Annotated in this window: 12 protein-coding genes; 11 read left to right on the top strand and 1 reads right to left on the bottom strand. The window is 66.7% G+C overall.

Translation table 11 applies throughout. From position 1 onward, the window contains the following. The first annotated feature begins 16 nt into the window (after nucleotides 1-16). The 6 genes from NFC73_RS03370 to NFC73_RS03345 all read left to right on the top strand — a co-directional run bounded on the left by NFC73_RS03370 (nucleotide 17) and on the right by NFC73_RS03345 (nucleotide 4,108). On the top strand, nucleotides 17-1,261 hold the full coding sequence (locus NFC73_RS03370; RefSeq protein WP_254748221.1) for a molybdopterin molybdotransferase MoeA: 1,245 nt from the start codon (nucleotides 17-19) through the stop codon (nucleotides 1,259-1,261). Beyond that, complete coding sequence (moaC, locus tag NFC73_RS03365) at nucleotides 1,249-1,743, top strand: cyclic pyranopterin monophosphate synthase MoaC (RefSeq protein ID WP_254747643.1); 495 nt, start codon at nucleotides 1,249-1,251, stop codon at nucleotides 1,741-1,743. Before NFC73_RS03370 ends, moaC begins: the two co-directional genes overlap by 13 nt. Next, the gene (locus NFC73_RS03360) at nucleotides 1,740-2,309 is read left to right on the top strand and encodes a MogA/MoaB family molybdenum cofactor biosynthesis protein (protein WP_254747641.1); all 570 of its coding nucleotides are present in this window, start codon (nucleotides 1,740-1,742) and stop codon (nucleotides 2,307-2,309) included. Before moaC ends, NFC73_RS03360 begins: the two co-directional genes overlap by 4 nt. Beyond that, the gene (locus NFC73_RS03355) at nucleotides 2,299-2,760 is read left to right on the top strand and encodes a molybdenum cofactor biosynthesis protein MoaE (protein ID WP_141140018.1); all 462 of its coding nucleotides are present in this window, start codon (nucleotides 2,299-2,301) and stop codon (nucleotides 2,758-2,760) included. The genes NFC73_RS03360 and NFC73_RS03355 overlap by 11 nt, the downstream gene beginning before the upstream one ends. Before the next feature lie 94 nt (nucleotides 2,761-2,854). Beyond that, nucleotides 2,855-3,625 carry a 4-hydroxy-tetrahydrodipicolinate reductase gene (dapB, locus tag NFC73_RS03350; protein ID WP_254747639.1) on the top strand — a complete coding sequence of 257 codons (771 nt, stop codon included), beginning with the start codon at nucleotides 2,855-2,857 and terminating at the stop codon, nucleotides 3,623-3,625. A 3-nt stretch (nucleotides 3,626-3,628) separates the two neighbouring features. Then, a complete protein-coding gene (locus tag NFC73_RS03345) occupies nucleotides 3,629-4,108 on the top strand; it encodes a hypothetical protein (protein WP_254747637.1) in 480 nt (159 codons plus the stop codon). Here NFC73_RS03345 and NFC73_RS03340 read toward each other — a convergent pair. Continuing rightward, entirely contained in the window at nucleotides 4,105-5,337 is a 1,233-nt protein-coding gene (locus NFC73_RS03340; protein WP_254747635.1) for a heparan-alpha-glucosaminide N-acetyltransferase domain-containing protein, read from the bottom strand. The two genes, NFC73_RS03345 and NFC73_RS03340, sit on opposite strands and share 4 nt — an antisense overlap. Before the next feature lie 226 nt (nucleotides 5,338-5,563). Between NFC73_RS03340 and NFC73_RS03335 the strand changes: the two genes are divergently transcribed. From NFC73_RS03335 to NFC73_RS03315, 5 genes are all read left to right on the top strand, one after another. Continuing rightward, a complete protein-coding gene (locus NFC73_RS03335; RefSeq protein WP_372494576.1) occupies nucleotides 5,564-5,872 on the top strand; it encodes a hypothetical protein in 309 nt (102 codons plus the stop codon). A gap of 4 nt (nucleotides 5,873-5,876) precedes the next feature. Beyond that, on the top strand, nucleotides 5,877-6,623 hold the full coding sequence (locus NFC73_RS03330) for a carbon-nitrogen hydrolase family protein (RefSeq protein ID WP_254747631.1): 747 nt from the start codon (nucleotides 5,877-5,879) through the stop codon (nucleotides 6,621-6,623). Between the two features lie 125 nt (nucleotides 6,624-6,748). Further along, nucleotides 6,749-7,657, top strand: a complete 909-nt coding sequence (gene dapA, locus NFC73_RS03325; RefSeq protein ID WP_254747629.1) for a 4-hydroxy-tetrahydrodipicolinate synthase — start codon at nucleotides 6,749-6,751, stop codon at nucleotides 7,655-7,657. Nucleotides 7,658-7,698: 41 nt separating this feature from the next. Then, nucleotides 7,699-9,390 (top strand): ribonuclease J, encoded by a 1,692-nt coding sequence (locus NFC73_RS03320; RefSeq protein WP_254747627.1) that lies wholly within the window; start codon nucleotides 7,699-7,701, stop codon nucleotides 9,388-9,390. Between the two features lie 130 nt (nucleotides 9,391-9,520). Then, nucleotides 9,521-12,442 carry an FtsK/SpoIIIE family DNA translocase gene (locus NFC73_RS03315; RefSeq protein WP_254747625.1) on the top strand — a complete coding sequence of 974 codons (2,922 nt, stop codon included), beginning with the start codon at nucleotides 9,521-9,523 and terminating at the stop codon, nucleotides 12,440-12,442. Nucleotides 12,443-12,449 lie beyond the last annotated feature (7 nt).

Genomic DNA, 12,449 nt, shown 5'->3' with positions numbered 1-12,449 from the left:
GACCGAAGGCAGGACCATGCACAGCCCTCCGCACCAGCACGGCCACACGCCCCACCAGGCACGGTCCGTCGCCCTGCACCGCGCCGCCGTGATCGAACTGCTGGCGCCCCTGCTCGCCCAGGGCCGGACGGGAACGCTGGCACTTCGCGACGCGCTGGGCAAGGGCCTCGCCCAGGACGTGATGGCCCCCCTGAACCTCCCGCCGTTCGCCAACTCCCAAATGGACGGCTTTGCCGTCAACAGCCTGGACGTGCCCGACGGCGGTGCGGAGCTGCCTGTGGTTGTCCCCGTTCCGGCAGGTGCCGTGCCGGCGGCCCTGGACCGCGGCACTGCCGCCCCCATCATGACGGGAGCCATGATTCCCGCCGGTGCTGACGCCGTCGTGCCCGTGGAACGTGCCGTTCCGGACCGGTTCCCCGCCCCGCGGGAAACGACCACTGTGTGGTTGCCGGCGACGGCGGCCGGCACGTTCGTGCGGTCGGCCGGCAGTGATATTGCGGCGGGGGAGCGGGCGCTGGCGGCGGGAACCTTCCTAGGCCCGGCGCAGCTGGGGCTGCTGGCGGCCCTGGGGATCGCCGAAGTTACTGTGCGCAGGCCGGTGACCGTCCTGCTGGTCACCACGGGCGACGAAGTGGTGGAACCCGGCCAGCCCCTGCCGGCTGGCAAGATCTACGATTCCAACGGAACCCTCCTGGAAAGCGCCATGCGGCAGGCGGGCCTGGCCGTGGTGCGCACGGCCATTGCCTCGGACGACCCCGACGAATTCCGGGCACTGCTGCGCAGCCACGCCGGCACGGTGGACCTGATCGTCACCACGGGCGGCGTCAGCAAAGGAGCCTATGAAGTGGTCCGCCAGGCCATGGAGGGCCAGGCCACCGAGTTCCTGCATGTGGCCATGCAGCCCGGCGGCCCGCAGGGCATCGGGACGTTCGACGGTGTGCCCTTCCTCGGATTCCCGGGAAACCCTGTCAGCTGCCTGGTTTCCTTCGAAATGTTCCTGCGGCCTGTGCTGGCTGAACTGTTCGGAGCGCCGGCACCGCGGATCCCCGTCCGCGCACGGCTGGGCCACAGCCTTTCGTCCCCTGAGCACAAGCATCAGGTCCGGCGCGGAACCTTCCAGGGGGACGGAACCGTCCGTCTGGAAGGGGGCGAAAGCTCCCACCTTATGCACGCCCTCGCCGGCTCCAATGCGCTGGTGCACGTGCCTGTGGGGGTCTCGGCGCTCGCCGAGGGTGACGAGGTGGAAGTATGGATGCTGTGAATCCAGAACATAGCCCGTCTGCGCTGACCCACCTGCGCCAGGACGGAAGCGCCCAGATGGTGGACGTGTCAGGCAAAACCGAAACCACGCGGGAAGCCACGGCCACTGCCACCGTCCGCACCACTGTCGAAGTGCTGGGCCTGCTCGGATCCGGCGGCCTGCCCAAGGGTGATGCCCTGGCCGTCGCGCGGGTTGCCGGCATCATGGCAGCAAAAAAGACCCCCGAACTCATCCCGCTCTGCCATCCGTTGCCGCTCTCGAAAGTCACCGTGGACTTCGAGCTCGGAACCGATTCCGTGGCGATCCTGGCCACGGTCAAGACCCGCGGGGTCACCGGGGTGGAGATGGAAGCGCTCACGGCGGCCTCCGTGGCTGCCCTCAGCGTGTACGACATGATCAAGGCGGTCGACAAGCACGCCGTGCTGACCGACATCAAAGTGCTGGCGAAAAGCGGCGGCAAGAGCGGGGACTGGACACTATGAGCACCGAGAGCATTTACCCGGCTGAAACAAACACGGAGCCGCACACGCCGCAACCTCACCCGCCGGAGCCGCACACACACGGCGAGGTGCAGGGCCGCAAGGCCGGGGTTGTCATCGCGTCCACCCGGGCCGCTGCAGGCATCTATGAGGACGAAACCGGGCCCGTCATCATCGACTGGCTCACCGAGCACGGCTTCGAGGCATACCCGGCCATGGTGGTTCCGGACGGTGAGCCTGTCGGTGCGGCGATCCGGGCGCTCCTCACCCAGCATCCCGCCGTCGTGATCACCAGTGGAGGCACGGGGCTCAGCCCGGACGACCGCACACCCGACGTCACCCTGCCGCTTCTGGACCGCGAAATCCCGGGCATCATGGAGGCCATCCGGCGCGAAGGCGCAGCCAAAACACCGCTTGCGGCGCTCAGCCGCGGCCACGCCGGAGCTGCCAGGGAGACGTTCATCATTAACCTGCCAGGGTCACCCAAAGGCGTTATGGACGGTCTGTCGGTGCTGGACCCGTTGATCGGGCACCTGTGCGACCAGCTGGAGGGCGGTCATGGGCACTGACGCGGTTTTCGAAGTGGTCCACGCGGTGCTGAGCGCAGAACCCATCTCCGTGGAGCAGGCCATCGCCGCGGTGGAGTCTGACACCGCAGGGGCCGTGGTCAGTTTCAGCGGGGTGGTGCGGAACCACGACGGCGGCAAGGCAGTGGAGCGGCTCAGTTACAGTGCGCACCCCACGGCTCACCAGGTAATGGCCGACGTCGTCGCCCGCCTGGCCGCCGAACATGCCGGCGACGGGGCCGCCACGCAGCCTGTGCGGATCTGGGCTGCCCACCGCATCGGGATGCTCAACATCGGAGATCCGGCGCTGGTCTGTGCGGTCTCGGCTGCGCACCGCGGACAGGCCTTTGCCGTGTGTTCCGAACTCGTGGACCGCATCAAGGAGCAGGTTCCCATCTGGAAGGAACAGTTCTTCGCCGACGGCACGGTGGAGTGGGTGGGCGCAGGCAGCTGAGCACCACGGGCTTCCCTCCGCGTTCCGGCGGTTGCGAGGTAACGCACAGCCTCCGGTTCAATCCTGCACCCGGCCCGACGGTAGGGTTAACGGCATGACCGAACAACTCTCCGCGCCCACCCGCGTTGCTGTCCTGGGCGCCAACGGGCGCATGGGCGCCGAAGCCGTAAAGGCCGTTGAAGCTGCCTCCGACCTGATGCTCGTAGCCGCCCTGGGACGCGGCGACTCGCTGGACCAGCTGGCCACTTCGGGTGCCGACATCGTGGTGGACCTCACCGTCCCCGAGAGCACGGAAGCGAACGTGCGCTACGCCGTCGAGCATGGCATGCACGCAGTCGTGGGGACCACGGGTTGGGATGCCACCAGGCTAGCCGCCCTGGAATCACTGCTCGCGGAGCACCCTGAAACCGGAGTGCTGATCGCCCCCAACTTTGCCCTCGGCTCCGTGCTGGCCACGGCCTTCGCCGCCAAGGCTTCCAAATATTTCGAGTCTGTCGAAATCATCGAACTGCACCACCCGGAAAAGGTTGATGCGCCGTCCGGAACCGCTGTGCGCACCGCCCAGCTCATCGCAGCCGAGCGCAAGGCTGCCGACGTTCCGCCCAGTCCGGACGCGACCACCAGCGAACTCGCCGGCGCGCGGGGGTGCGAGGTTGAGGGAGTCCGCGTTCACAGCGTCCGGCTGCGCGGGCTGGTGGCCCACCAGGAGGTGCTGCTTGGCGGTCCGGGGGAGCAGCTGACCTTCCGCCATGATTCCTTTGACCGGGCTTCCTTTATGCCCGGCGTGCTGCTTGGCGTGCGAAACGCCGCCGCCCATCCGGGACTAACGGTGGGCCTGGACGGCTACCTGGACCTGGGGCTCTAGGCCGTGGGCGAGTTCCTGGCTGCGTTCCGGAAGAACCGCACCAAGATCTGGGTGGGTGCCGTCACGCTCCTGCTGGTCTTCTACCTGGTGGTGTCCTTCCAGCGCTCCGTGCTCCTGCTGCTGGACAGCAACCCCGCCGCCAAAGCCATCGGAGCTGCCTACCTGGTCCTCCCGGCCATCGGCGCTTGGGCCATGATCCGGGAACTGCTGTTCGGCGCACGTACCGAACAGATGGCCAAGGTCCTCGAGGCCGAAGGCGGGCTGCCTGTAGACGAACTGCCGCGCACACCCGCCGGCCGGATCGTCCGCTCAGCGGCGGATCAGGAATTCGAAAAGTACAAGGCCGAAGCTGAGGCCGCGCCCGGCGACTGGCGTTCGTGGTTCCGGCTCAGCTGCGCCTATGACGCTGCCGGGGACCGCAAGCGCGCCCGCGCCTCCATGCGCGACGCCGTGAAGCTGTTTCGCGGCCAGGTTCCGGCCTAGCCGCCGGCTCGTCCGCCGCGCCCCAGCTGGTTGGCCGCATGGCCCACCAGCTCCAACGGGCCCCGCCATTTCAGGAGCACAAACACAATACCCACGGCGATGGCCGTGGCGGCATGCGCCCAGTACATTCCGTCCTCGGTCCAGCCCGCGGGCAGCGGCTTCAGGTAGAACGCCGAAACCACCCACACATGCACTGAGTAGAGCGTGAGCGTCATGGCACCCGCGCCGCGCAGCGGCAGCAACAGGTCCAGGTCCAGCCAGTCAGCCAGCCTGCCGAGCAGGAGGAACACGCCCACCACGGCGACTGCCACACCGCAGGTGTGCAGAAGGTCCAGCGTGGTGGCCGAATGCGGCGCCGCGGCCGCCAGCCACCACCAGGATCCTTCCTGCCGGATTCCCGTGAGGTTGACCTGGAGGACGCTGTCCAGCGGATAGCCGGGGGCGTTCAGGACTGCCTCCAGCGCGGCACGGCCGCCCCAGTTCTCCATTGCTGCGGTGCCCAAAGCCTTGGCCAGTGCGGCCACTGCAGTCCCGCCGGCAAGCAGCAGGACGGGAATCATCGCCTTGGTGAGGGCCAGCCGGCCAAGGACCAGGCCCACCAGCAGGTACGACAGCCACTGGAACACCGGGTAGTAGCCGGTCAGGAACAGGTCTCCCAGCAGAGGGAAGGGCGTCGAGAGGTCTTCCCAGGACGGGTTGTGCCCCAGGTTCAGGGGCGGATTGGCTGCCATAAGCCAAGGGCGGAGCAGATATGCGAGGACCGGGGAAACCACGATCCAGCCGGCGGCCCAGGCACACAGCGCTTTGAGCTTCAGTCCCAGGAACGGCAGGATGCATAGGAACAGCAGGGCGTAGTGGACCAGGATGATCGCAAGGTTCACTTCCAGCCCGCCCAATGAAAGCCCGACGGCGGCAATCACCAGGGCGCGCAGTGCGATACCGCGGCGTGCCGCGTTCAGGGCAGCACCTTCCGGAGGTACCTGTTTTCCGGTGGACAGCGCCAGGCCCACGCCCGCCAACACGGCGAAGAGGGCTGCCGCGCGGCCGGAGAAGGTCAGGCCGATCCACGTGGGAGTGAGGTCGGCGTTTGCCTCGAACGTGGGGAGCAGATGTGTGGCCATCATGCCAAGGAGCGCCAGCCCCCTGGCTGCGTCAATACCGCGGAGGCGGCCCACGGCCTGTGAGGTTCGAGGCACCCGCGAGGGTCTTGCCGGGGCACGGGACGTCATGAGGCGATGTTCTCACATCAACCTTTGTGGCAGCAGTCAAGAGCCAGCCGGACACACGGTCTTGCAGACCTTGTGTTCGAATATATGTTCGAATAATATGGACACCATGCAAACCCCATCCCAGCCGCGACCCTTCCCGGAATCCCCACCCACCGGTGGATCGGTGCGCCCCGCCCCGGACGCCCAGGACCCCGGCTCGGCACAGCCTGTTGGACTCATGAAAGCGATGAGCCCGGGAGTGGTGGACTTCCTCTTCCGCCAGCTCGTGGCGGGTCGGCCACCTGTGGACCTCCAGTGGCAGGACGAAGGCGTCACGCTCTCCGCCCAGCCGGCAGGGGCAGAGCTGGCCCGCAGGCTGGACGAAACCGACCTCGATGCCTTGACGCCCACGGAACTGTTCCATTACGTCCGGGCGGCCCAGCGGCTCGCGGCCTGGGCTGAGGGGCTGCGGGAGGCTGCGGTGGACCGGTACTGCCAGCCAGGGAAGCCGCAGGATGGCGTAGTTCCCTCGGCCAGGCGCGCATCCCTAGGATAAGGGGGTGACTGATGCCCTGACCGTCTCTGTCGTGCAGTACAAGGCGCTGGAGGGCGGGATTGTCCCGAACGTGCAAGAACACGTCCGGCTGGTGGAGGACGCCGAATCCCACGGTGCCCGGCTGGTGGTGTTCCCTGAGTTGTCGTTGACGGGGTACAACCTGGCGCTACTGGCTGCTGACGACTCGTGGCTTCAACGCGATGACCCGCGCCTGGCCGATCTCCACGAAATCTGCCGCCGGACGGGGATCACCGTGGTGGCAGGTGCTGCCCACCGGGAACCTGACGGCACGCCGCGGCTCGCCAGCCTGGTGATCCACCCCGACGGCACCACCGGATTCGGCTTCAAAACCCACCTCCACGGCCAGGAGCGGGAGGCCTTCGCCGCTGGCGACGGTGCCGTCGTGATCGAGCTGGATGGCTGGAAGATCGCGCTGGCCATCTGCTTTGACGCCGCGGTTCCTGCCCACTCCACCGGGGCAGCCCAGGCCGGCGCGGATATCTATGCCGTTTCGGCCCTCTACACGCAGGCGGAAGAACGGCGGCTCGGCCTGCATCTCGGAGCCAGGGCCATGGACAACCGGATGTTCGCCCTCTTGGCGAACCTTGGCGGATCCACGGCGCTGGGCCCCTCCTGCGGCCTCAGCGGGTTCTGGGGACCGGATGGCTTCGAAATGAAAACGGCTGCCGGAACCGGCACCGAAGTAGTCACCGCCATCCTGCAACGGAGTGCCTTGCGGAAATTCCGCTGACCCCGCGGTGAGTCGATCTGCGGTGCGTGCTGACCGCATTCCATAGGGCATCGCGGCCCGCAGTTGACGTGGATCACGCCGTTCCCATTGTCCTAACCAGCCGCCGACAGGGTAACGTTTTTTCCATGCCTCACAAATCCGCCACCGCTCCTGCCCTTGGTACGCTCCTGACCGCCATGGTCACGCCCTTCACCAAGGATGGCGCCGTGGACTACAAGCAGGCAGCCGAACTGGCCACCAAGCTTGTGGACGATGGCTGCGACGGCCTGGTCGTCACCGGGACCACCGGCGAAACGTCCACCCTCTCGGATGAAGAAAACCTTGGCATGTTCCGCGCTGTCAAGGAAGCCGTGGGAGACCGCGCCGCCATCATCGCCGGCACCGGCACGAACGACACCGCACATTCGGTGCGCCTCTCCCAGCAGGCGGCAGCGCTCGGCGTCGACGGCCTGCTGCTCGTCACGCCGTACTACAACAAGCCCAGCCAGGCCGGTGTCCGCGCACACTTCGAAGCTGTCGCGTCCGCAACCGATGTGCCCGTTATGCTCTATGACATTCCGGGCCGCTCCTCCATCGCGATCGAGCCCGAAACCATGATCCGCTTGGCGCAGCACCCGAACATCGTCGCCGTCAAGGATGCCAAAGCCGATTTCATGGCAGCCAGCCGCGTGATGGCAGAGACTGACCTGTACTTCTACTCCGGCGACGACGGACTGACCCTTCCGTGGATGTCCTTGGGCGCCGTCGGACTCGTGGGTGTCACAACCCACGTCGCAACGCGCCGCTTCCGCGAACTGATCGACGCCATCAACGCGAACGACCTCGAAACCGCGCGTAAGATCAACTTCGAGCTGCTGCCCGTAATCAGGGCAACGATGACCCGTGTCCAGGGAGCCGTTGCAGCCAAACAAATTCTTAAATGGCAGGGAGTCCTGCCCAACTCGATTGTCCGTTTGCCCCTCGTGGAGCCGGACGAAGCCGAGATCGTATCCATCCGCGAGGATTTGGCGGAAGCGGGGCTGGTCTTTCCCTGATGGCTAAGACCAGCACCCTTCCGCCTGGAAAGTAGTGCACTATGACCCAAACCGCCCTTCCCGGCCTTGTCACGCCTCCACGCCTGCCGCAAGGCACCCTTCGGATCGTTCCGCTGGGCGGACTGGGGGAGATCGGCCGGAACATGGCCGTGTTCGAAATCGACGGAAAACTGCTCATCGTCGACTGTGGTGTCCTCTTCCCGGAGGAGACCCAGCCCGGCGTTGACCTGATCCTGCCCGATTTCTCCTACATCGAGAACCGTCTCGACGACATCGTGGCTGTTGTCCTGACCCACGGCCACGAGGACCACATCGGCGCCGTTCCCTACCTCCTGCGGCTGCGCGCCGACATCCCCCTGGTGGGCTCACAGCTGACGCTGGCGCTCATCGAGGCCAAGCTGCAGGAACACCGGATCCGTCCGTACACGATGACCGTTGAAGAGGGCCAGGTCGAAAAGTTCGGCCCCTTCGAGTGCGAGTTTGTCGCGGTCAACCACTCCATCCCCGATGCTTTGGCTGTGTTCATCCGCACGGCCGGCGGCACTGTCCTGCACACGGGCGACTTCAAGATGGACCAGCTGCCCCTGGACGGCCGGATCACCGACCTCCGGCACTTCGCCAAGTTGGGTGAAGAGGGCGTTGACCTCTTTATGTCCGACTCCACCAACGCTGACGTGCCGGGCTTCACCACCGCCGAAAAGGAAATCGGCCCCACGCTGGAACGGCTCTTCGGCCAGGCCACCAAGCGCATCATCGTGGCGTCCTTCTCCTCGCATGTCCACCGCGTCCAGCAGGTGCTGGACGCCGCCGCCAAGCACAACCGCAAGGTGGCCTTCGTGGGCCGCTCCATGGTCCGGAACATGGCCATCGCCGCCAAGCTCGGCTACCTCGACGTTCCCGACGGCCTCGTGGTGGACATCAAGAACATCGACAACATGCCGGACAACCGCGTGGTCCTGATGTCCACAGGTTCCCAGGGCGAACCGATGGCCGCGCTGTCCCGCATGGCCAACGGCGACCACCGCGTAGTGGTGGGCGACGGCGACACCGTGATCCTGGCCTCCAGCCTCATCCCGGGCAACGAAAACGCCGTCTTCCGCATCATCAACGGCCTGCTTAAGCTCGGCGCGGACGTCATCCACAAGGGCAACGCCAAGGTGCACGTCTCCGGACACGCAGCCGCCGGCGAGCTGCTCTACTGCTACAACATCCTTGAGCCGCTCAACGCCATGCCCGTGCACGGCGAGACCCGCCACCTGATCGCCAACGGCAAGATCGCCATCGAGTCCGGCGTCCCCACCGCCAGCGTCATCCTTGCCGACAACGGCACCGTGATCGACCTCAAGGACCACCGCGCAGACGTGGTGGGCCAGGTGGAAGTGGGCTTTGTCTACGTGGACGGCTCCAGTGTCGGCGAAGTCACGGAAGCGGACCTCAAAGACCGCCAGACGCTTGGCGATGAAGGCTTCATCTCCATCATCACCGTCATCAACCGCACCACCGGCAAGGTGGTCTCCGGACCCGAGATCCACGCCCGCGGCGTGGCCGAGGACGATTCGGTCTTCGACGAGATCATCCCCAAGATCAACGCCGCCCTGGAAGAAGCCGTGCTCAACCGCACGGACCACACCACCCACCAGCTCCAGCAGGTTGTCCGCCGAGTTGTCGGCACCTGGGTCAACCGCAAGCTGCGCCGCAAGCCCATGATCATCCCGGTGGTCCTCGAGGCGTAACAGCCCCGAAGGCAAGCGGAATGGCAAAGGCCCGGTTCTTGTAGAACCGGGCCTTTCCCATCCGCAACATGAGGCCGGGAACAGCCGGAAATCCGCGGAAAACCGCGCCAGTTCCGGTACCGTGGCACGTATGGCCACTCGTACCACTCCCGCGCCCCGAGGCACCGCTGGCGGCAAATCCAGCGCCAAATCCGGCAGCTCGGCGGGCCGCGGCGGAGGCGCCACAGCGTCCAGCCGCACCGGCAGCCGGGCCGGATCATCGGCGGGCAGCGCACGCACCCGCCAGCTTCCCGCCGTCGAACAGCGGCAGCCCTGGCTCCTGCGCGTTGTGGGTGGCGCCTGGCTGGCCGTGGGCCATCTGGTCGGCGGCGGAGTCCGCAGGATCGGCTCCGACGTCAGCGACCTGCCGGCGGAGGAACGCCGCGACGGCGCGGCCCTGTTCAACCTTGCCCTGGGCGTCTTCATCGCCACCTTCGCCTGGTGGGGAATGACCGGCTGGTTCCCCGACGCCGTCTACGGCGTGGTCAACGGCACCTTCGGCTGGATGTCGCTGCTGTTGCCGCTGATGCTCTTTGTGTGTGCCTTCCGGCTCTTCCGGCAGCCCGACGACGGCCGCGGAAACAACCGGGTGGGCATCGGTTTCCTCATCATGACCTTTGCGGGCTGCGGCCTCGCCCACGTCGTGGGCGGGCAGCCCACTGTTGCCGAAGGCTTCGACGGCCTCCGGCAGGCCGGCGGTATGCTCGGCTTCCTGGCCGCCTCACCCCTCGCGGCCATCCACGCGGCGGTGCCCGTGGTGGTCTACGGCCTGCTGGCCTTCATCTCGCTGCTCATCATCACCGCCACCCCCTTCGGGGCCATTCCACGCCGCCTGCGGGGTGCCTATGAGCATCTGATGGGCCTGGACCTGCAGGAACCCGGCGACGACGGGGACGGCCACGACCGCAGCTACCTCGAGGAAACCCAGGCCGCCGCTGCGCCGCGGAAGAAGAAGCGGCGTTTCTTCGGCAAGGACGACGAGTCCGACGCCGGGCTGGAAGGCTACGTGGGCGACGAAGCCTTTGAGCACGCCGTCATCGACGACGACGAGACCGACGCAAAGTCGGGCCGCGGACCGCGCCCCGCTCCCGGCGTGCGCCGCCCAACCCAGGCGGAAATCGCCGTAGAAAAAATCAAAGCGGCCCAGGGCCTCGGCACTGCAGGGAGGGCTCCGGCAGAGGACAACGCCACCGAGGCCATCCCGCTGGTCACACCCGGGATGGTGGCCGCCGGCTCACTCAACGCCGCACCGGCCGCCGTTGCGCAGGTGCCGGCCAAGCCCGTCACGCCGATGCCCCTTCCGACTCCGATTCCGCAGCGGACCGAGCAACTCTCACTGGCGGGCGACGTCACCTACACCCTGCCGCCGTCGGACGTTCTGACCCCGGGCTCCATTCCCAAAGAGCGCACGGAGGCCAACGACGCGATTGTGGCCTCCCTGACCGAGACGCTCAACCAGTTCAACGTGGAAGCGCAGGTCACCGGCTTCAGCCGCGGGCCCACCGTCACGCGGTACGAGATCGAACTGTCCCCGGGCACCAAGGTGGAGCGCGTCACCGCCCTGTCCAAGAACATCTCCTACGCCGTGGCGTCCAGCGACGTCCGGATCCTCAGCCCCATCCCGGGCAAGTCCGCCATCGGTATCGAGATCCCCAATACGGACCGCGAAACCGTCTCCCTCGGTGACGTCCTCCGCAGCCAGAACGCCCGCCGGACCGACCACCCCATGGTGATGGGCGTCGGCAAGGACGTCGAGGGCGGTTACGTCGTGGCGAACCTCGCCAAAATGCCCCACCTGCTCGTCGCAGGTGCCACCGGCGCCGGCAAGTCCTCGTTCGTGAACTCCATGATCACCTCGATCCTTATGCGGGCCACGCCGGACGAGGTCCGCATGGTCATGGTGGACCCCAAGCGTGTGGAACTGACCGCCTACGAAGGCGTCCCGCACCTCATCACGCCCATCATTACCAACCCGAAGAAGGCTGCCGAGGCCCTGCAATGGGTGGTCCGCGAAATGGATGCGCGGTACGACGACCTCGCCAACTACGGGTTCAAGCACATCGATGACTTCAACAAGGCAGTCCGCGCCGGCAAGGTCCAGCCTCCCGTGGACTCCAAGCGCGTCATCCGGCCCTACCCGTACCTGCTGGTGATCGTTGACGAGCTCGCCGACCTGATGATGGTGGCCCCGCGCGACGTCGAAGACTCCATCGTCCGCATCACCCAGCTGGCCCGTGCCGCCGGCATCCACCTGGTCCTGGCCACGCAGCGGCCCTCCGTGGACGTCGTCACCGGCCTGATCAAGGCCAACGTGCCTTCGCGGATGGCCTTCGCCACGTCCTCCGTCACGGACTCCCGCGTGGTCCTTGACCAGCCCGGGGCCGAAAAACTCATCGGCCAGGGCGATGCGCTGTTCCTGCCGATGGGTGCCTCCAAGGCCATGCGTGTCCAGGGCGCCTGGGTCACGGAGTCTGAAATCCACAAGGTCGTGGAACACGTCAAGGGCCAGCTCAAAGTCGACTACCGCCACGATGTCGCCCCCGAAGCGCCAAAAAAGCAGATCGACGACGACATCGGGGACGACCTTGAAGTGCTGCTTTCGGCCACCGAACTGGTGGTCACCACACAGTTCGGTTCGACGTCGATGCTCCAGCGCAAGCTCCGGGTGGGCTTCGCCAAGGCCGGACGGCTGATGGATCTCCTGGAGTCCAGGGGAGTGGTTGGCCCCTCCGAAGGGTCCAAGGCACGCGACGTCCTGGTGAAGCCGGATGACCTCGCGTCGGTGCTGGCAGCCATGAAGGGCCAGGACGCGCCGGCCGTTGCTGATTCACAGACGGCAGCGCTCAGCGACAACGCCAACGCGAACATTGCCCAGGGCGGTTATGCGGAGGACCTCGTGCAGGCGGACCTGGACCAGCGCAGCCAGAAGGTTGAGTACTTCGACGGCGCCGACGGCACCTCGGGCGACGACGAAGACGGTTCCGAAGACGCATGGTCACTCACCGGACGGTAGCCTAGGA

Origin of the sequence: Pseudarthrobacter humi (assembly GCF_024294965.1) — a bacterium.
Taxonomy (GTDB): Bacteria; Actinomycetota; Actinomycetes; order Actinomycetales; family Micrococcaceae; genus Arthrobacter; species Arthrobacter humi.
This window is presented reverse-complemented; position numbering and strand designations above follow the sequence as displayed.